Origin of the sequence: Escherichia sp. E4736 (assembly GCF_005781225.1) — a bacterium.
Classification (GTDB): domain Bacteria; phylum Pseudomonadota; class Gammaproteobacteria; order Enterobacterales; family Enterobacteriaceae; genus Escherichia.
In genome coordinates this window covers 126130-149492 of record NZ_VATT01000018.1, presented here as the reverse complement: position 1 = coordinate 149492, position 23363 = coordinate 126130, and the positions used below count along the sequence as shown (strand labels likewise).

The window sequence follows — 23363 nt, the reverse complement described above, 5'->3', positions numbered from 1 at the left end:
CTACACCACCATCAACTGATGATTCGCCAGCAAAGTGGCGAGGTCGGTATGCACGCCCGTCAGCGTGACCACGTTAGTTGCCGCAAAAGTGCCGCCCGTGCCGTCGCGGTCGATCTGCACGATGGTGTCGCTGCCGCTCTGGGTGACTTTGACAAAATCACCGATGTTTCCGGCCTGCGCATCCAGCGTCGCCACGCCGTTGACGTAGCTGGCTTTGCCATTACCGGTATAGCCGCTGCCCTGTAACAGCTCGCGGATATCAATGCGATCGGTGTCGGCGGTGCCTTCCCATGTCCCTACCGTAAAGCCATTCACCACGTCCGAGCCATTGCCGCCAGTGGCATCGCTGGCGTTGAGCAGTTTATAGAGCAAGGTGTCATGGCCCCCGTTGCCGATGTTGATGGTGTCGTTACCGCCGCGCCCTTCCAGTTGGTTATCGCCGCTGCTGCCCGTCAGGGTGTCGTTAAAGTTGGAGCCGGAAATGCCTTCGATATTGGTAAATGTCGAGGTGTTAAAGCCGGTCGCCTGGGCAGTGGTGGTGCTTAAGTTGGCGGTGATCCCCACTGTGGAGAGGCGGAAATCGACCACGTCCATTCCGCCGTTCGCCAGCCAGGTCCCGGTGCCGGAGCTGTACACCCAGCCGCCGGAACCGTCGTAGGTGTCGGTGCCAGCAGTAGCGAAGAAGGTGTCGTTATAGCCCGTGCCGACGAACTTACCGTTGTTGCTCGCCGTGCCTGCTTCGGCGCTGAGATCGTAAGCGTGGGTAGCATCTGTGGCATGTAAACCGCCCCAACTGGTATTCACCGTCTGGTCAATATTGCTGGCAGTGGTGCCGGTGGATTTGATCAGCACCGCGTTGTAGGTTTCTCCGGCATTCAGCCCGTAGAAATTGACCAGCGCCGAGGTGTCGTTGACGCCCATCCCCGACTGCGGGTTGATGATTTGCGTAGCGACCAGCACTCCCGCCGAGTTGTAGAGTTTTACGGTATTACCGTAATAGACGTTAATGCCGTTGGGATCGGTGATGCGCAGGTGCAGCGAGGTGCCGTAGCTCACCGTGTTGGTGTTACGGATCAGGAACACGCTGCCCGACTGTTTGGTCACCAGCACATCCACCGCGCCGTCCCAGTCGTAGTCCATTGCCGCCACGCCGCTGGTGATACCGCTCTGGCTGCCGCCGAGGGTAGATTGTGTCCAGTTACTGGCATTACTGACGTTAGTATAGAGGTACGACTGCCCGGTCTGAGCAATACGCGCGATATCCATTAACCCGTCATGATCCCAGTCCACTGCCACGCTGAACTGGCTGGCATAGGTTGTACCCGTTGCGCCCACCGCCACCGGATTCCCCAACACGCCGTTGGTATTGAATAACAGCGAGCCGTAGTTAGCTCTTCCCTGGCTGGCGGGCAGGAACAGATCCATATCGCCGTCACCGTCAAAATCGGCCCAGGTCATGGAGACAGACGTCGAGTTACCGCCGCTGCCTGCAACGCTGAGGAAGGTGTTGATGGTGTTTTGTCCCCAGACAAACGTGCCGTTGCCCTGGCTGATGAGCGATGAAAGGGTGTAGTAGTTATTCAGGTTGAAGGTGTGCTGAACCAGGTCTACCCTGCCGTCATTGTTGAGATCGACGCCGGAACCTTCGTTAAGGGAAAGATAGCCGTTCACCACCCCGCCGACCGTGGCGCTCCCTCCGTTGTTGGCGGTGGTGGAGTTGCCTACCAAGGTGCCTGCGTTATTCCACAGGAAGGTGTTGGAGTCCGGCCCGCCTGCGTCGCCAATCCAGAAATCGAGATAGCCGTCGCCCTCTTTATCAAACGCCACAATCGAGCCATACCACGTCAGCGTGCCGACGTTCACCTGAATCGCGCTGGAAAAGGTGCCGTCGCCGTTGTTGGTAAAGCCGTTGATATAGCCCGTACCGTAGTCATCACGGGTGATAAACAGATCGCCCGTGCCGTTACGGTCATAATCGGCAATTGAACTGGTGGCGTAGTTGTTGCCGCTTTGCACCAGCGTCAGTGCGGTCTTCGACCAGGTGAGCGGATCGGTTGATTGCATAATTTGCTGGTTAGCCAGCACCGTCCACATCCCGTGGTTGTCGAGGCCGTAGGTCAGCCCCCAGGCGGTCGTTTTATTGGCAGTTGTCCAGGCGGGCGTGTAATCAATCGCCGCGTTGACCGTCACCGTGCCGTTGCTGACGTTGGCGGTGTTGCCGTTGCCCGCCGAGCTTTTTACCTGCGCGGTGACGTTATAGGCGGTCGCGGACGCCGCCAACACATCGGTATCCGGTAACTGCACATACCAGGTGTTATGCGCCGGATCGACTACCACCGCACCGCCCGGCTGCGAGGTGTAGGTTTTGCCATTGATGACCACTTCGACATACTGCCCGCTGGCGAGCGCGGCAGTGATCACCCCGCTGATAATCGGCGTGGTATCGCGCGTGGTCTGGCTGGTGATTTGCGCCAGCGTGGTCGGAATAGAAGTATCGACCGTCAGGATAAAATCACTGGAGGAGGTGATATTCCCTGCCAGATCCACTACCCGCGCGCTGTAGGTATAGGCGCCGCTGACCAGACCGCTGTCGCTGTAGGTCCAGTTCAGCGCGCCGACCATCGTCACCGCGCCTAACAGCAGACCGTTACGGTAGAGGTAAACCACTTCACCGCTGGCCAGCGGGCCGGAGAGCACGCCGTTCAGCAACGGAGTAGTATCGTCAGTGGCCTGCGAACTGCTTAACGTCCCCTGCCGCTGCCCGACATCATCGGTATACGACACAATAGTTGGCGTGGCGGTGGGGTTAATCGTATCGACCACCACCGTTTTCGACACCACCGGGCCGGTATTTCCCGCCAGATCCAGCACCCGCACCTGATAAACATAGCTGCCATCGGCCAGCGTGCGGCTGTCGGTGTAAGTCCACTGCGTGCCGTTGGTAGTGAGCGTGGTCCAGGTCGCACCGCCATCAAGGCTAATCTGCGCCACTTCGCCGCTGGCAAGCCCCGCCCCCAGCGAACCGGTCAGCGTGAGCGAGGTATCACTGGTGATAAAGTCGGTGGACGAACTCCCCGTGTCGGTGCTGATGCTGGCGATGGTCAACACCTGCGCCGGGTTAACGGTGTCAATCTGCGCCGACTGGCTGCCGGTTGCGCCAACGTTGCCCGCCAGATCGACCACTCGTACCTGCCAGGTCGTCGTGCCATTCGTTAGCGTGCGTCCGTCAACGTAACTCCAGTTCAAGCCGTCTGCCGCCAGCGTTACGTTCACCCAGGTTGCACCGTTGTCGGTGCTGATTTGCGCGAATTCATTAGTGCCGAGCGCCGCGCCCAGTACGCCGCGCACGGTAAGCGAGGTATCGCTGGTAATAAAATCGCTGCTGCTGGCTCCGGTGTCATCGCTGATGCCGGTAATGGTGATGCTTTTCGCCGCTTCCGGGCTGGTGGTGTCGACCACCACGTTTTGCGTTGCGGTCTGCCCAACATTCCCCGCCAGATCCACCACCCGCACCGTGTAGTTCCAGGTGCCGTCGGTCAGTGTGCGACCGTCGGCATAGCTCCAGCTGGTGCCGATAACGGTTAAGGTTGTCCAGGTGACACCGCCGTCGAGGCTGATTTGCGCCCGTTCATCAGCGGCCAGCGCCGCACCGAGCGTACCGCGCACGGTCAGCGTGGTGTCGCGAGTAACAAAATCGCTGCTGCTTAACCCGGTGTCATCGCTGATGCCCGCAATGGCGATGGTTTTGCTCGCCAGCGGCGCGGTGGTGTCAACGGTGACAATCTGGCTGGCGGTCGCACCGATATTTCCGGCGGTGTCGATCACCCGCACCTGATAGTTGTAGTTACCGTCAGCCAGCGTGCGTCCGTCAAGGTACGTCCAGGTTAATCCGCTTACCGACAGATTCTGCCAGGTGGTGCCGCCGTCGATGCTGATTTGCGCGAACTCACCGGCAGCCAGCGTCGCCCCCAGCGTGCCGCTCACCGCAAGCGTCGTGTCGCTGGTGATAAAATCGTTAGTGATCAATCCGGTATCGGTGGTGATCGCGCTGATGGCGATGGTTTTTACTGCTGGATCTGGCGCGATGGTGTCGATCACCACGTTCTGGCTGTCGGTCGCGCCAACGTTGCCCGCTGCGTCAATCACCCGCACCTGATAGAGATAGTTGCCATCGGTCAGCGTGCGGCTGTCGTTATAGCGCCAGGTCGTGCCAGTGACGGTAAGCGTGGTCCAGGTTACGCCGCCGTCGATACTGATTTGCGCCGTCTCGTTACTGGCAAGCGCGGCGGTGAGCGAGCCGTTGACCACCACCGGACTGACGCTGGTGATAAAGTCGCTGGCGCTAAGCCCGGTGTCTGCTTGCAGGGAATCAATATTAATGCCCATCGCCGGGGCGCTGAGATCGACGGTAATAGTGTGATTACTGATGCCGGTGTTGCCAATGGCGTTGCTCACCGAGGCGTTAATCACGTAGGCGTTGCCGTCCGCCAGCGCAGTGACATCGGCGCTGCCGAGCGTGTAGCTCCAGCTACCGCCCGTCTGCACGGTGGTGGTGTAGGTTTTGCCGTTTAAGGTCAGGGTCAGCGTCTGCCCAACTGGGGCGGTGGTGGTGCCGCTGATCACCAGCGACGAGCCATGTTCCGCCGCGTTCACTACATCGTCGCCCGCAAAAGTGTTGATGGTGACGGTAGGCACATCGCCGTTCAACGTCACGCCACGGCTGGCGCTACCGGGGTTTCCCGCCTGATCGCTGACCGTCGCGCTAATGGTGTAGCTGCCGTCGCTTAATCCGGTAAACTGCTGCGCCGGAATAAAGACCGACCAGCTTCCGCCGCTGCCGACCGTGGCGGTCCAGCTCTGACCGTTAAAGGTGACGGTCACCGTCTGACCCACTTCGGCGGTGGTGGTGCCGCTGATGGTCTGCCCGGCAAGCTGCTCGGCGTTGTTGATAATATCGTCACCCGCCACGGTGGCGATGGTCACCGTTGGCGCAACGGTGTCAACGGTCAGAGCGTGCGTGGCCTGTCCGGGGTTGCCCGCGCGATCGTTCACGCTGGCGGTAATGGTCTGCGCGCCCTGCCCGAGCGCTGCCAGATCCGCCGCAGGCACGTTCAGCGCCCAGGTGCCATTGGCAGCAACCGTGGCGGTGTAGGTTTTGCCGCCAAAGGTGACGGTGACCGTCTGCCCCACTTCCGCGCTGGTCGAGCCGTTAAGGGTTAACGGCTGCTGCTGTTCGGCGGCGTTGAGTCGATCGTCCGTCGAAACGGTGTTAATGCTGATAATCGGTGCGGTGAGATCCACCGCTACGCTGCGCGAGGCCGTGGCGCTGTTTCCGGCGCTGTCCTGAGCGGAAGCGCTGACCGTGTAGCTGGTACCATCCGCCAGCGCCGCAACGTCTGCCGCTGGCACATTCACGCTCCAGCTCCCGTTGCTTTGAATAGTGGCGCTGTAGCCTTTGCCGTTAAGCAACACGGTCACCACCGTGCCTGTCGCAAAATTAGTGCCAGTGCCGCTAAGGGTCAGCACATTGCCTGCTTCGGCGGCGTTAATAAGGTTATCGCCGCTGATGGTGCTGACCGAGAGCGACACCACCGCCGTGTTCACCTGCACGTTGTGCGTCTGCGTGCTGCTGTTGCCTGCGCTATCGGTGATGGTGGCGCTGATGGTCACCGTGCCGTCCGCAAGGCCGGAAATCACACTGGCTGGCACGCCAACGCTCCAGTTGCCGCTGGCATCGGTGCTGGTAACGTACTGCTGCCCGGCGATGGTCACCACCAGGCGGTCGCCCGCGACCGCGCCCGTGGCGGTGCCGCTGATAATCTGCGCCTGAGTATGTTCGACGTTGTTAATCACATCATCGCCCGCCACGGTGTTAAAGCTGATGACGGGCGCGGTGGTATCGACGGTCACGCCTTTGCTGGCGCTGCCGGGGTTACCCGCCAGATCGCTGACCGTGGCGGTCAGGGTGTAGCCGTTATTAGCAAGCGTGGTTAAGGCGCTGGCAGGCAGCGTTAAGCTCCAGCTACCGTCCGCCTGCACCGTGGTCTGGTAGTTACTGCCGTTAAGCGTGACGGTCAGCGTCTGCCCCGTTTCCGCCGTACTGGTGCCAGACACCGTTACGCCCGCCGCGGCTTCGCTGGCGTTGATGATGTTATCGCTGGCTATCGTGTTGATGGTGACGATCGGCGCGGCGCTATCGACGCTGTATTCATGTGTTGCCGTGGCGCTGTTGCCATTAACGTTGGTCACCCGCACCTGAGCGCTGGCATCACCGTCACGCAACGTCGCCATATCCGCAGCCGGAACGGTGGTGCTCCAGCTACCGTTTGCTGCCACCGTGGTGGTGTAGGTTTTGCCACCAAAGGTGACGGTAACGGTTTGCCCCGCTTCGACGCCGGACGTGCTGCCGGAGAGCGTTAGCGCCGCGCCTTTTTCGGCGGCGTTAATCACATCATCGCTGGTGATGCTGTTCATGCTGATGGCGACGGTAGTGAGATCAACCGTGACCGGATGGGTAATGCTGGTTTGCGTTCCGGCACTGTTCGCGCCGCTCACGCTAATGTTCAGCGTTCCCGCAGGCCAGTTGCTGACATCCGCCGCCGGAACGCCGACGCTCCAGGTGCCGTTCGCCAGCACCGTGGCGGCGTAAGTTTGGTTATTAATCACCACCGTCAACGCCGTACCTGCGGCAAAACCTGAACTGCTGCCAGTAATCACCTGCGCCTGACCGTGCTCGATGATATTGACCACATCATCGCCTGCAACGGTATCGACTCGCAGACCTGGCAGACTGGCATCGATGGCGATATCGCGCGTGCCGCTGCCGGTGTTGCCAACGGCGTTGGTCACCGAGGCGTTAACGGTTAACTCTCCGTTGCCCAGCGCCTGCCAGTCGGCGGCTGGTACGCTCACGTTCCAGCTTAAATCTGGCTGGACGGTGGCGGTGTAAGTTTTACCGCCCAGTTCAACGGTGACGGTGCTGCCCGCCGCCGCACCGGTTACCTGACCGCTGATGGTTTGTGCGCTGCCTGCTTCGGCGGCATTGATAATATCGTCCGTCGCCACCGGATTAATGGTCACACCCGGCAGCGCGGTATTGACCTGCACGTTATGGCTGGCGGTGCTGCTGTTGCCCTGGGCGTTGGTGACGCTCGCCGTCACGCTATAGGTAGCTTCGCCCAGCGCACTGACTGCCGAGGCGGGTACGGTAACGCTCCAGTTGCCGGAAGCGTCGGTGGTAGTGCTGTAGTTTTGTCCGTTCAGCGTCACGGTGATCGCCGTGCCCGCAGGTTGATCGCTGGTGCCGGAAAGCGCCAGATTCAATCCTTTTTCAGTGGCGTTGATCACGTCATCACCCGCGATGGTGTTGATGCTAATCACTGGCGCGGTGAGGCTGACGGTAACGGTGCGGCTGGCGTCGTCGCTGTTGCCCGCCCGATCGCTGACGCTGGCGGTGATCGTCTGCGCACCGCTACCGAGTGCCGTAACATCCGCCGCCGGGACGCCGACGCTCCAGTTGCCGGAGGCATCCAGGGTGGTGGTGTAGGTTTTGCCGTTGAGCACGACGCTCACCACATCGCCCGCTTCCCCGCCCGTGCTGGTGCCGGAAATCACCAGCGCCTGCCCGTGTTCGGCGTCGTTGATGATGTCATCGCCCGCCACGGTGTTAATGGTGAGAACGGGCGCGGTGGTGTCTATCGCCAGATTATGGCTGGCGCTGCCGGGGTTACCCGCTTTGTCATTGACTGTGGCGCTGACGGTGTAATTGCTTGCGGTCAGCGCACCTAAGGCTGAGGTGGGAACGCTGATGCTCCAGCTACCGTCCGCCTGTACATTACCGCTGTAGGTTGCGCCATTAAGGGTGACGGTGACCGTCTGCCCGGTTTCGGCGGTGCTGGTGCCGCTGATGGTGAGCGGGCTTCCGGCCTCCGTGGCGTTAAGAATATCGTCGCTGGCGATGGTATTAATGGTGAGCGTCGGCACGCTGGCGTCAACGCTATACGCATGGGTCGCCGAGGCACTGTTGCCGCTCGCGCTGCTGACGCTGGCCTGCACGTTCGCCGCGCCGTCTGGCAGAGTTGCCAGATCCGCCGCCGGAACCGTTACACTCCAGCTCCCGTTAGCGGCGACGCTTGCGGTGTAGGTTTTGCCGCCAAAGGTAACGGTAACGGTTTGCCCGCTTTCAATCCCGCTGGTGGTGCCGGAAAGGGTCAGCCCGGCACCTTTTTCCGCCGCGTTAATTACGTCATCGCTGGCGACCGTATTGATGCTGATCGCCACCGCCGTTAAATCGACGGTGAATGGATGGCTGACGTTGACTGGATTTCCGGCGCTGCTCTGGCCGGCCACGTCAACGGTTAACTGCCCCGCAGGCCAGGCGCTGACGTTTGCTGCCGGAATGCCTATGCTCCAGCTCCCATCTGCCTGTACCGTGGCAGCATAGGCCACGTTGTTGATGGTGACCGTCAGCACGGCGCCGGCATTCAGACCGCTGCTGCCGCCAGTGATTACCAGTGCCTGTCCGTGCTCGATGCTGTTGACGATATCATCGCCCGCCACGGTATCCACCCGCAGTCCAGGCAGGTTGGCGTCAATGGTGATATCCCGCGTGCCGCTACCCGTATTGCCATTCGCGTTGGTGACCGAGGCGGTAATGGTCAAATCACCATTGCCCAGCGCCTGGAGATCGGCTGCAGGAACGCTGATACTCCAGCTTAAGTTGCCCTGTACCGTGGTGGTGTAAGTGTTGCCGCCCAGCGTCACGGTGACCGTATCGCCAGCGGCGGCGCGGGTCACTACCCCGCTGATGGTTTGATCGGCCCCCGCTTCAGCGGCGTTGATAATATCGTCACCCGCCACAGTATTGATGGTGACGCCCGGCAGGCCGCTGTCGACCAGTAAATTCGCCTGGCTACTGGCGGTGTTGCCTGCCGGACTGGTGGCGCTGGCGCTGACGGTATAGTTTGCCTGGCCTAAAGCCGCCAGATCGCTCACCGGAACGGTTAAGGTCCAGTTGCCTGCTGCGTCGGTGGTGGCGCTGTAGTTATGACCGTTGAGCGTGACGGTAACCTGTGCGCCTGTCGCCAGCCCCGTACTGCTACCGCTAATGGTCAACGGCTGGCCTTTTTCATCGGCGTTCAGGACGTTATCGCCGCTGATGGCGTTAAAGGTAATTGACGGCAGGCCAGTATTGACCGTCACCTGATGCGTGGCGCTGCCGCTGTTTCCGGCGGCATCGGTGACGCTGGCGTTAATGGTCACCGTGCCGTTCGCCAGTGCCGAGACGACGCTTGCCGGGACACCGACGCTCCAGTTACCGCTGGCATCCAGCACGGTGGTAAAGGTGTTTGTGCCGATAGTCACCGTCACGGTGCTACCGGTTGCCGCGCCAGTAGCGGAGCCGCTGATAATCTGCGCCTGGGCGTGTTCCGTCGCGTTGATCACATCATCGCCCGCCACCGTGTTGATGGTGACGACCGGAACGGAAGTATCCACCGTCAGGTTGTGATTAACCGAGGCCGGGTTTCCGGCCTTGTCGCTCACTGCCGCGCTGACGGTGTAGTTGCTGGCGGTCAGCGCGCTTAAGTCGGCTGGCGGCACGCTGACGCTCCAGCTGCCATCCGTTTGTACGGTGCCGGTATAGTTTGCACCATTGAGCGTGACGGTCACTGTCTGCCCCGCTTCCGCCGTGCTGCTGCCGGTGATGGTCAGCGCCGCTCCGGCTTCGGCGGCATTAAGAATATCGTCACCCGCAATAGCGTTGATGGTCACCGTTGGCGCGCTGGCATCGACGCTGTAAGCGTGGGTCGTGGTGGCGCTGTTGCCGTTAACATTGCTGACGCTGGCCTGTGCGCTGGCATCGCCCTCACGCAGGGCTGCCATATCCGCCGCCGGAACCGTGGTACTCCAGGAACCATTCGCCGCGACGCTTGCTGTGTAGGTTTTGCCGCCAAAGGTGACGGTAACCGTTTGACCAGCCTCCACGCCGGAAGTGCTGCCGGAGAGCGTTAACGCCGCGCCTTTTTCAGCGGCGTTAATCACATCATCGGCGGTAATGGCGTTGATGCTGACGGCAATCGCCGAGAGATCGACAGTCACCGGATGCGTAACGCTGACCGGGTTTCCGGCGGTGGTGCTACCGCTCGCCGTAATTGTGACCGTCCCCGCAGGCCAGGCGCTGACATCCACCGCCGGAACGCCGACGCTCCAGGTGCCATCCGCCAGTACCGCCGCAACATACGTTTGCCCGTTAATGGTCAGCGTGACGTTGCTGCCCGCCGCCAGGCCGGAACTGCTGCCGGTAATCACCAGCGCCTGCCCGTGCTCGATAATGTTGACCACATCATCGCCAGCGACAGTATCGACCCGCAGACCGGGAAGATTCGCGTCGATGGTGATTTCGCGCGTGCCGCTACCGGTGTTGCCTACGCTGTTCGTTACCGAAGCCGAAATGGTCAGTTCGCCGTTGCCCAATGCCTGTAAAGCGGCTGCCGGAACATTAATACTCCAGCTTAAATTCGCCTGCACCGTGGCGGTGTAAGTCGCCCCGCCGAGCGTGACGGTTACCGTGTCGCCCGCCGCCGCACCTGTGACCTGACCGCTGATGGTCTGGCCCGCGCCCGCTTCGGCAGCGTTAATAATATCGTCGCTCGCCACAACGTTAATGGTGACGCCAGGTAGCGCGGTATTGACCTGCACGTTATGGCTGGTGGAACCGCTGTTGCCAACTGAGTCAGTAGCGGCGGCGGTCACCGTGTAAGTCGCTTCACCGAGCGTACCAACCGCAGACGCTGGAACGGTCACGCTCCAGTTACCTGAGGCATCGGCAGTAGTGGTGTAATTTTGCCCGTTGAGCGTAACGGTTACCTGCGTACCCGCAGGCTGGTTGCTGGTGCCGGAAATCGCCAGATCCGCACCTTTCTCCGTGGCGTTGATAATGTCATCGACGGCAATGGTGTTGATGCCGAGCACGGGTGCGCCGAGCGCCACGCTGACAGTGTGCGAGGCTGTGCCGCTGTTACCTGCGGAGTCGGTGACCGTGGCGGTAATGGTCACATCGCCCTGCGCCAGCGCGGAAATCACGCTGGCAGGCACGCCGATGCTCCAGTTGCCGTTGGCGTCCAGCACGGTGGTATACGTGTTGGCGCCAATCGTCACGGAAACCGTGTTACCGGTGGTCGCGCCCGTTGCCGAGCCGCTGATAATCTGCGCCTGAGCATGTTCCGTGGCGTTGATGATGTCATCGCCCGCCACCGTGTTAATGGTGACGACTGGGGCAACGAGATCTACCGTCAGATTATGCGTTGCCGAGGCCGGATTTCCGGCTTTGTCGCTGACCGCCGCGCTCACCGTATAGGGGCTTGCGGTGAGGTTGGCTAAATCGCCAGTTGGTACGCTGACGCTCCAGCTACCGTCAGCCTGTACGTTCCCGCTGTAACTGACGCCGTTTAGCGTCACGGTCACCGTCTGCCCGGCTTCTGCCGTACTGGTGCCGCTGATGGTCAGCGCCGTTCCGGCTTCAGCGGCATTAAGAATATCGTCCGAGGCGATGGTGTTGATAGTAACGGATGGCGCGGTGGCATCAACGCTGTAAGCATGTGTTGCCTGGGCGATGTTGCCAGCTACGTTGCTGACGCTGGCTTGTACGTTTGCTGCACCGTCCGGCAAGGTTGCGAGATCGGCGGCGGGGATCGTCAGCCCCCAGGTATCATCCGCCGCAACCGTGGTGGTGTAGCTTTTGCCGCCGAAAATAACGGTGATGGTCTGCCCCGCTTCCACGCCGGAGGTGGTGCCGGAGAGCTGCAAATCGCTGCCTTTCTCGGTGGCGTTAATTACATCGTCGCCGGAAAGGGTATTGATGGTGATAGCGACGGCAGCGAGATCGACCGTAACTGGATGGCTGATGCTGGTTGTGGTTCCAGCAGTATTAGTGCCAGAGACGGCAATATTAACCGTCCCCGCAGGCCAGTTTGCGACATCTCCCGCCGGAACGCCGACGCTCCAGCTGCCATCGGCGAGTACCGTTGCGCCGTAGGTGACGTTGTTGATTTCCACTGTCAGTGGCGTTCCCACCGCCAGTCCGGTACTGCTGCCGGTTACCACCAGCGCCTGACCGTGCTCGATAATATTGACCACATCATCGCCTGCTACGGTATCGACGCGCAGACCTGGCAGGTTGGCGTCTATCACGATGTCGTGTGTGGCGGTGCCGGTATTGCCTGTGGTGTTGGTGACCGAGGCGGTGATGGTCAGCTCACCGTTACCTAACGCCTGCAAATCAGCCGTCGGTACGCTGACGCTCCAGCTTAAATCTGGCTGCACGGTGGCTGTGTATTGATTACCGCCGAGCGTGATAGTGACCGTGTCCCCTGCTGCTGCCGTCCCCGTAACCTGACCGCTGATGGTCTGGTTAACGGCAATTTCAGCGGCGTTGATAATGTCATCACCTGCTACGGTGTTAATGATTACCCCAGGCAGGAGTGATTCGACATTCACCGTATGGGTGGTACTGCCGCTGTTGCCTGCGCTGTCGGTGGCGCTGGCGCTAATTTGATACACTGCCTCGCCCAAGGCACCGACTGCCGAAGCTGGCACGGTAACGCTCCAGTTGCCGGAACCGTCGGTGGTGGCGCTGTAAGCCAGGCCGTTCAACATCACGGTGACCGTGGAGCCCGTCGCCAGGCCGCTGGAGCCGCCGCTGATGATTAGATCCTGGGTTTTCTCTGCATTATTAATAATGTCATCACCGGAGACGGTGTTGATGGTCAGCGTCGGGCCGCTGAGATCAACGGTCACATCGTGAGTCGTGCTGTCGCTGTTGCCCGCGCGATCGCTCAGGCTGGCGGTGATGGTCCGGCTTCCGGTTGCCAGCGCCGTCACATCTGCCGCCGGAATGCCCACGCTCCAGTTACCGGAGGCGTCCAGCGTGGTGGTGTAGTTTTTACCGTTCAGGTTAACCGTGACCACATCACCCACCGCCGCGCCCGTACTGGTGCCGCTGACGACCAGCGCCTGCCCGTGTTCGATGGCGTTGATAATGTCATCGCCCGCGACGGTGTTAATGGTGAGATCCGGCGCGGTAACGTCCACTGCCAGCGCGTGGTCAGCGCTTGCCGGGTTACCCGCTTTATCGCTCACTGTGGCGGTCACGGTATAACTGCTGGCGGTCAGTCCGCTTAAATCCGTTGCCGGAACATTCACGCTCCAGGTGCCATCGGCCTGGACGGTGGTCTGGTACGTGTTGTTATTGAGCGTGACGGTCAGCGTCTGCCCGGCCTGCGCCGTGGTGGTGCCGCTGATGGTGATCCCCGCGCCCGCTTCGCTCACATTAAGAATATCGTCGCTGGCGATGGTATTGATGGTAATGATCGGCGCGGTGCCATCGACGCTGAAAGCATGAGTCGCCTGGGCGCTGTTGCCGTTAATATTGCTGACGTTCGCCTGCACGTTGCCCGCGCCGTCTGGCAACGCAGCGAGATCGGCAGGCGGTACATTCACCGTCCAGCTACCGTTGGCTTCCACGGTGGTGGTGTAATTTTTACCGCCAAAGGTGACGGTCACCGTCTGTCCGGCTTCCACGCCGCTGGTGCTGCCGCTTACGACCAGCGTTTCGCCTTTCTCCACGGCGTTGATCACATCATCGCCGGAGAGAGTGTTAATGGTGATGGCGACTGCCGCCAGATCGACGGTAACCGAATGGGTAATGGTGGAGGTTGTTCCGGCGCTGTTGGTGCCGCTTACCGTAATATCCACCGTACCCGCAGGCCAGTTGCTGACGTCGGCCGCCGGAACGCCGAGATTCCATGTGCCATCGGCTAAAACCGTGGCAGCGTAAGTGACGTTGTTGATCACAACCGTTAACGCCGTTCCTGCCGTCAGTCCAGTGCTGCTCCCGGTAATCACCAGCGCCTGACTGTGCTCAATGCTGTTAATAACATCATCACCCGCTACGGTATCGACACGCAGGCCAGGCAGATTGGCGTCGATAGTGATGTCTCGCGAGCCGCTGCCCGTGTTGCCAACGCCATTGGTGACCGAAGCGTTAACCGTCAGAGAACCGTTGCCCAGCGCCTGAATATCCGCCGCTGGCACGCTAACGCTCCAGCTTAAATTAGTCTGTACGGTGGCGGTGTAGGTGTTGCCGCCCAGCGTCACGGTGACCGTATCGCCCGCCGCTGCACCCGTGACCTGGCCGCTGATGGTTTGCGCATTGCCCGCTTCGGCAGCGTTGATAATATCGTCGGTCGCCACCGCGTTAATGGTGACGGCAGGCAGTGCGCTGTTGACCAGCACATTATGGCTGGCGGAATTGCTGTTGCCTGCCGTGTCGGTAACGCTCGCCGTTACCGTGTAGTTGGCTTCACCCAACGCGCTAACCGCTGACGCTGGCACCGTGGCGCTCCAGCTGCCGGAAGCATCTGTGGTGGCGGTGTAATTTTGCCCGTTCAGCGTCACCGTAATTGTGGTACCTGCGGGCTGATTGCTGGTGCCGGTGATTTGCAGATCCGCGCCTTTTTCCGTGGCGTTAATGACGTCATCGCTGGCGATAGTGTTGATGCCAATGGTTGGCGAGGTGAGATTCACAGTGACCGTGCGGCTGGCATCATCGCTATTACCTGCTACATCGGTAATAGTGGCGGTGATGGTTTGCGGGCCGCTGCCCAGCGCAGTGACATCTGACAGCGGAACGCCGACGCTCCAGTTGCCGGAAGCGTCCAGCGTGGTGGTGTAGGTTTTACTGTTTAACGTGACGGTGATGACATCGCCCGCTTCGCCGCCAGTGCTGGAACCGGAGATCACCAGCGCCTGCCCGTGTTCGGCGGCGTTAATAATGTCATCGCCGGAGACGGTGTTGATGGTCAGCACTGGAACGCTGAGATCTACCGCCAGACCGTGAGTCGCGGTCGCCGGGTTACCTGCTTTATCGCTTACCGAGGCGCTGACCGTGTACTGGCTGGCGGTCAGATTGCTGAGATCCGCCGTCGGTACGCTGACGCTCCAGCTGCCGTCCGCCTGGACGGTGCCGCTGTAAGTCACGCCATTAAGCGTGACGGTTACCGTCTGCCCCGCTTCGGCGGTACTGCTGCCGCTGATGGTTAGCGGATTGCCCGCCTCGGCGGCGTTCAGAATATCGTCGGTGGCGATGGTGTTAATGGCAAGCGTCGGGGCTGTGGCATCGACGCTGTAAGCGTGAGTTGCCGAAGCCGTGTTGCCGTTAATAGTGCTGACGCTGGCCTGCACGGTGGCGTCGCCGTCGCGTAACGCGCTGAGATCGGCGGCGGGTACGGTGGTTGTCCAGCTACCATCGCCCGCTACGGTGGCGGTGTAGGTTTTACCGCCAAAGGTAACAGTGACCGTTTGCCCCGCTTCCACGCCGGAAGTGCTGCCGGAAAGGGTTAAATCTGCCCCTTTTTCGGCGGCGTTAATCACATCGTCGCCGGAAACGGCGTTAATGGAAATCGCCACCGCCGCCAGATCGACGGTGACCGGATGGGTGATAGTGACCGGGTTTCCGGCGCTACTGGCGCCTGAAACCGTGATATTCACCGTCCCCGCAGGCCAGTTGCCCACATCTGCCGCCGGAACACCAACGCTCCACGTGCCATCGGCTAATACCGTCGCAGCGTAAGTGACCGTGTTAATCACCACCGTCAGTGCCGCGCCCGCCGCCAGCCCGCTGCTGCTACCAGTAATCACCAGCGCCTGACCATGCTCGATGCTATTGACCACATCATCGCCCGCCACGGTATCAACGCGCAGACCTGGCAGGTTGGCATCGATAGTTATATCGCGCGAACCGCTGCCGGTATTGCCAACGCCGTTGGTCACCGAGGCGTTAACCGTGAGGTCGCCATTACCGATGGCCTGAATATCCGCTGCCGGAACGTCCACGCTCCAGCTTAAATTCCCCTGCACGGTAGCGGTGTAGGTTTTCCCGCCAAGCGTCACGGTAACCGTATCGCCCGCCGCCGCGCCCGTCACCTGACCGCTGATGGTCTGCGCCACGCCCGATTCGGCGGCGTTAATAATATCGTCAGTCGCTACCGGATTAATGGTGACACCCGGCAACGCGGTATTAACCTGCACGTTATGGCTGGCGGAATTGCTGTTGCCTGCGATGTCGGTGACGTTCGCCGTCACCGTGTAACTGGCTTCGCCCAGCGCACCGACGGCGGAGGCTGGCACCGTGGTGATCCAGTTGCCTGCGGCGTCCGTCGTGGCGGAGTAATTTTGCCCGTTAAGCGTCAGCGTAATTGTGGTGCCTGCGGGCTGATTGCTGGTGCCGGAAATTTGCAGGTCCGCGCCTTTTTCGGTGGCGTTAATCACGTCATCGGTGGCAATGGTGTTGATGTCAATGGTCGGCGCGGTAAGGTTAATGGTAACCGTGTGCGTCTCGCTGTCACTGTTGCCTGCCGCATCGGTAACGGTCGCCGTCACGGTTTGCGGGCCGCTGCCCAGCGCCGTGACGTCCGCTGCCGGAACGCCGACGCTCCAGTTGCCGGAGGCATCCAGGGTGGTGGTGTAAGTTTTATTGTTTAGCGTGACGCTGACGACATCTCCCGCCTCTCCGCCTGTGCTGGAACCGGAAATCACCAGCGCCTGCCCGTGCTCGGTGGCGTTAATAATATCGTCGCCCGCAATGGTGTTGATGGTGAGTACCGGAACGGTGAGATCCACCGCCAGATTATGCGTGGTGCTCGCCGGGTTGCCCGCTTTGTCATTAACCGTCGCCGTCAGGGTGTGGCTGCCATCCGTCAATGCCTCAAGATCTGCCGCCGGAATATTAATACTCCAGCTGCCGTCGGCCTGTACCGTTGCCTGATACGTCTGCACGGTCGGGCTGTTAAGCGTTATCGTAACAATCTGCCCCGCTTCAGCGGTGGTGGTGCCGCTCACCGTCACGCCCGCGTCAGCTTCGCTGGCGTTAACGATATTGTCGCTGGCAACGGTATTGATAATGATGGTTGGCGCGCTGCTGTCGACGCTGTAGTTATGCACCGCCGAGGCGCTATTGCCATTGATATTGCTGACGCTGGCCTGCGCGGAGGCGCTGCCATCGGTTAATGACGCCAGATCGGCGGCGGGAACGGTGGCGGTCCAGCTACCATCGCTCGCCACGGTAGCGGTGTAGTTTTTACCGCCAAAGGTCACAGTAACCGTTTGCCCTGCTTCTACATTAGTGGTGGTGCCGGAAAGGGTTAAATCAGCGCCTTTTTCCGCGGCGTTAATCACGTCGTCCGCGGCGATGGTGTTGATGGTGATCGCCGCCGGAGTGAGATCGACAGTTACCGGATGCGTGATGCTCACTGGGTTGTTGGCGCTACTTTCCCCGGAAACGGCAATATTAACCGTCCCCGCAGGCCAGGCGCTAACCTGCGCCGCCGTGACGCCCACGCTCCAGCTACCATCGGCCTGCACCGCAGTGGTGTAGTCCACATTATTAATCGTAACGGTAAGCGGCGTGCCTTCTGCCAGCCCCGAGCTGCTGCCGGTGACAACAAGCGCCTGCCCGTGTTCGATGATATTGACCACATCATCGCCCGCCACCGTATCGACCCGCAGACCGGGCAGATTAGCGTCGATGGTGATATCCCGCGTGCCGCTACCGGTATTGCCATTTTGATTGGTGACCGAGGCGTTCACCGTCAAATCACCATTGCCCAACGCCTGAATATCTGCCACCGGAACGCTCACGCTCCAGCTTAATCCCGGCTGGACGGTGGTGGTGTAAGTATTACCGCCCAACGTAATCGTTACTGTGTCGCCAACGGCGGCTCCGGTAACCTGCCCGCTGATGGTTTGCGCTACGCCCGCTTCGGCGGCGTTAATAATATCGTCGGTTGCCACCGGGTTAATGGTCACACCGGGCAGCGCGCTGTCGACCAGCACGTTATGGCTGGCGGTGGTGCTGTTGCCGATACCGCTGGTCACCGCCGCCGTTACCGTGTAGTTGGCCTGGCCCAGTGCGGTTACCGCCGATGCCGGAACGGTGACGCTCCAGTTGCCGGAGGCGTCGGTCGTGGTGGTGTAATTTTGCCCGTTCAGCGTCACGGTGATGGCGGTATTGGCTGGCTGATCGCTGGTACCGGTAATCTGGACATCGGCCCCTTTTTCGCTGGCGTTTATCACATCATCACCAGCAATGGTGTTAATACCAATTACTGGCGCGGCGGTATCGACCGTGACGGTCAGTGACTGGCTGCCCGTGTTTCCGGCGCGGTCAGTCACTGAAACGTTGACAGGATAACTGCCGTCCGCCAGCCCACTGACCACCGAGGCCGGAACGCCCAGACTCCAGTTGCCGGAAGCATCCACCACCGTGGTGTAATTCACATTATTCAACGTCACAGTGACGATATCGCCAGCCTGCGCGCCGGTGGCCGTGCCACTGATGATTTGCGCCTGGGTGTGTTCCGGCGTGTTGATGACGTTATCGCTCGCCACCGGATTAATGGTCACCACGGGCGGCGTGGCATCCACCAGCGCCACACGTGAGACGCTGGTCGGGTTACCTGCGACATCGTTCACGCTGGCGGTGACCGTGGCGTTGCCGTCAGCCAGTGCGCCAACGTTGGCGGCAGGTACGGTCACACTCCAGGTGCCGTCTGCCTGCACGACGCCCTGATACGTCTGCCCATTCAGCGTGACGGTCACCGTCTGCCCCGGCTGGGCGTCAGTGGTGCCAGTGATTTGCAGATCCTGACCACTTTCGGCGGCGTTGATGACGTTATCGGCGGTCAGCGAATCGATACTTAAGGCTGGCGCCTGACTGTCGACGGTAATGGTGCGGGAGGTGTCGCCAGTGTTACCGCTGATATTAGTGACGGTCGCGGTGATTTCTGCTGCGCCATCGGGCAGGCTGCTTACCGCACTGGCGGGAACGGTCAGGCTCCAGGAACCGTCATTCTGAACAGTGGTCGTCAGGGTTTGCCCGGCAAATTTCACGACTACCGTTTGCCCGGCCTCTACTCCTTGAGTGGTACCGGTCAGCGTCAGCGGCGCACCTTTTTCTGCGGCATTGATAATGTCATCGCCGGAGACGGTATTGATAACAATCGCCACGCTACCCGCATCAACCAGCACATTATGGTTGATAGAAACCGGGTTACCTGCCGGATCTTCCGCACTGGCGGTAACAATAACCGTGCCCGCAGTGAGCGCCTGCAAGTCCGCAGCTGGAACACCCACCTGCCAGTTGCCGTTGCTGTCGGTCACGCCCTGATAGCTTTCGTTGCCGAGTGTTACCGTCACGGTAGTGCCCGCAGGTAAATGGCTACTGCTGCCAGAAATGACCAAATCCTGCTGCTGTTCGAGAGCGTTAATAACGTCATCGCCGGAGACAGTATTGATACGCAGTCCCGGCAGCGTGGCGCTGATGGTGATATCACGCTCACCATTACCAGTGTTGCCATGCCCGTTCGTCACAGAAGCATTTATCGTTAACGCCCCATCGCCCAGCGCCTGTAAATCCGCCGTCGGTACGTTCACGCTCCAGGTAAGGTTGCTGCCCACCGTCGCCGTGTAGGTATGACCGCCCAGTTCAATAGTGACGGTATCGCCCTGCACCGCACCCACGACGCGCCCACTGAGGGTTTGATCTGCCGCTGCTTCGGCGTTGTTAACAATGTTGTCGCCTGCAAAGGTGTTGATGATCACCTGCGGCAGCACCGTATCGACCAGCAAATTGCTCTGCGCGGTGCCGGTGTTGCCGGTCACATCGGTGGCGCTGGCGGTAACGGTGTAATTGGTGTTTGCCAGATTCAGGACATCGCTCACCGGAACATTCAGCGACCAGACGCCGCCGCTGACCTGAGCGCTATACGTGACATTATTCAGCGTCACGTTAACCGTGCCGCCGTCAGGTAAATTGCTGGTGCCACTTAACGTGAGCGGCTGCTGAGATTCCAGCGCATTCAGTACGTTATCACCGCTGATAGTATCTATTGCCACCTGCGGCGCGACGCCTGCCAGCGTGATGTTATGGGTCGCTGTACCGGTATTTCCAGCGGCATCAGTAACCGTGACGATGATGTCGTTAGGGCCACGCGCCAGAGTACGGGTTACCGCCGGATCAAGCGCTACGTTCCAGCTGCCGTCTGCCTGTACCACGCCTGTCAGAACTGTGGCACCTAACTTCACGGTGACGATATCCCCCGGAGAAGCCCCACTGACCTGACCGGAAATAATCTGCGCCACAATCTGTTCAGCGGTGTTAAGAATATCGTCGCCCGCAACGGTGTTAACGCTAACCACTGGCGCACTGGTGTCTACCGCGAAATTCGCACTGTTGCTGGTGGTATTTCCTGCCCGGTCGCTGACGCTGGCATTTACGGCGTAGTTGCCATCGGCCAGCGCCTGCACTTCTGCGGCAGGCAGCGTCACTTGCCAGGTTCCGTCGCTACCGACGGTTGCTGTGTGGGTGACGCCGTTCAGGTTCAGGGTTACGGTTTGCCCCGCTTCCGCATTCGATGTACCGCTTAACACCAGCGCGGCGTTATGTTCCGCGGCACTGACAATGTTGTCCTGGGCGATGGTGTTGATAGCAAGTGTCGGCGGTTGGGTATCGACCGTTAACAGTTGCGCGCCAGTGACCGTATTGCCCGTGGCATCTTTCCCACTGACCAGCACCGCCTGATTCCCTTCGCCTAACGCCTGTGCATCGGCGGTCGGTACTTGTACGCTCCAGACACCGTTAGCCCCAACGGTGGTGGTGTAGGTTTTGCCGTTTAGCGTAACGGTGAGTTCTGTTCCCTGTGCCAGATGGCTACTGGTGCCAGAAAGCGTAAATCCAGCGGCCTGTTCGCTGGCGTTAATAATGTTATCGCCTGCGGTGGTGGCGAGCTGTATGGCGGCCTGACTATTGTCGATGGTTAACGTTATCGACCCGGCGTTGGTAATGGTGCTACCGACGATTTGCACCACTGACCAGGTATGTTCGCCCGCGCTTTGCGTGGGCAAATCGACGCTCCAGCGTCCATCGCTACCGACCTGAGTACTGGCGATGGTGTCACCATTGCTGTCTTTAATCTGAATGGTTGCCCCCGCCTGCCCGCTGCCGCTAAAGGTTGGCGTAGTGTCATCGGTGGTATCGTTGGCGGAAAGAATACCGCGTTGATCGCCCTGATTATCGGTTACCAAAAACGATGGCGTGGCGTTGCCGGGTTCGGCTGGCGGTGGGTTGTTAACCACTTCAGTTTTTGAGCCATCATCGCCACCGCTTGCCAGTAAAGCGCCAAGCGCGCCGCCACCTACCGCCGCCCCCGCCAGCCATCCCCACGGGAAAGCCGTCGTCTGACCGACAATATCGAGGTACGGCGCAATGCTTTCAATTGCGGTGGTCTGAGCGGTCAGCTCCACAGGCGCTAATCCACCTGCCGCGGTATCGGCAAAGGTGACATGAGTCAGCTGTTGACCATCGGCAAACACCAGTTCGGATTGTTCGCTGGTATTTGCCGCTTGCAGGAAATAACCGTTGCAGCGGATCACCGTGCCGTCCTGCATATAGATCAACAAGTCATTTCCGTCACGAACATAACGCGCAACGGCAGTTGCCTGAGCATGAACCTGCACCACAGAGGGCTCATAAATGACAACCGTAACGTCGCCAGGATTGATCAGCGTTTGTTTGACGGATGTTTTTCGCGAAATAACATCAATAATCAGGCTCATAATGGCATTCCTGATAAATGGCGCACATCCTTAGCGAGTCCATTTATCTAAATAAGACAAAGGTAATCACTCAACAACGATGCATACCTGATATTAATAATGGCAGGATTATTTCAAGTCGGGTAAGTCGTTGTATAAGCCCTGTTTAATTCCCGCTAATGGAATAAGGTTATTAACCGCAGCGGCATAATTCACTGCGGCGACCCAGCCATCATAATTGGCATTTATTTCAGCCGATTGCGCCTGAAAGACATCTTGCTCGACGGTTAATAGATCATTCAGGCTGCGTTTACCCAATTTATATTCATTTTGGTACACATCTCTCGTTTTGTGCGCACTTTCAGATTGCGCTAACCCAGCCTCTTCACGACCCCGTGCGCCAGTCCAGTTGGCATACGCCACCGACGCTCGTTGAAGCACGTCCAGTTTTGCCTGCTCAACCTGCGAGGCAGAGATTTTTTGTTGCCCTTCGGCTTGTTGCACCTGGGCTGAAACCGCGCCGCCCTGATACAGCGGCGCATTGACGTTCAGTTGTAACTGATCATCCCAATACGAGCGGTCGCTGGTCTGGTAGCGCGTTTTGCCGCCCTGAATACTGAGCGTAGGCCAGTATTGCGATTTGGTTTTCTCCACGCCGTACTGGGCAGACTGGCGTAAGTTTTCTGCCGCCAGTACCAGCGGGATGGACTGATAGTCGATATTTTTTAGCGACACTGGCTGTTCGGCTAATGCGGCTGGCGGCGAAGCTATCGCCTCCGGCTGTACGCCTGTGAGCACCGCCAGCTGTGCTTTGGCGCTTGTCATCTGTGCCTGATATTGTTCCAGCGTCGAGCGCATTCCCGCTATACGCGTTTGCGCCTGTAACTCATCGGATGATGAATTAAGCCCGGCGTTGGCGCGTAGTGCTGCCATGTTGTAGACGTTTTCCAGAGAGTGAATGTTACGTTGCGCTGCGTCGCACAAAGCCTGATAACGACTGACTTCCATATAGGTCGTCGCCGTCTTTTCGGCTACGTCGGTTAAGGTTGCCATCAATTTAAAGCGGTAGCTGTCACGAGCGGCAGTTTGCAGTTTGATATCGTTACTGGTTTTACCAAAGTCATACACCAGCTGCGTCAGGGTTATGCCATAAGAAACGTTGTTATCCAGCCTGCCGCTGGAGTCCGTTTGCCGGGAAGGCCCCGCATTACCCGTTAAACCGATGTGCGGATACCAGGCGCTTTTGGCTTCATCGATTTGCGCTTCACCAATACCTATCTGCGCCGCCTGTTGGGTGACGTCGGGGTTTCGCGCAAAGGCACGCAATATGCTTTCCTGTAACGATAAACTGGCAACCGGCGTAACCGCAGGAGCATTGGCCCATTGCGGTAATGGCGCAGCAAGCGCGTCTCCACCCATCACAATAAAACTGATTAAAAATATCAGACCTTTATTTTTACGGTTTTTTAATTGTAATCGCGCCATAGATAAGTCACTTCCTTCCAGGTCATTATTTTAACTGATCTTTATAACCAGCATCATTTTATTTAAGAAGGGTAATAACTTGTGCATCTCTTTTGTTTTTACTTCCCCCATTAAAAGAAATGCAGTGAAAAAGCTTATACGTTATTTATTAAGAATACACTACGACTTTTAGTTTACCATCATCCTCGTTAAGAATAATCCACGATAAGAAGTGATAGAAATCACAGTTT

Annotated in this window: 2 protein-coding genes; both read right to left on the bottom strand. The window is 59.3% G+C overall.

Going from position 1 to position 23363, the window contains the following annotated elements:
* A complete protein-coding gene (locus FEK46_RS14300) occupies positions 1 to 21669 on the bottom strand; it encodes an Ig-like domain-containing protein (RefSeq protein ID WP_135559986.1) in 21669 nt (7222 codons plus the stop codon).
* 108 nt (positions 21670 to 21777) lie between these two features.
* On the bottom strand, positions 21778 to 23133 hold the full coding sequence (locus FEK46_RS14295) for a TolC family outer membrane protein (protein WP_130215513.1): 1356 nt from the start codon (positions 23131 to 23133) through the stop codon (positions 21778 to 21780).
* Between the last annotated feature and the right edge of the window lie 230 nt (positions 23134 to 23363).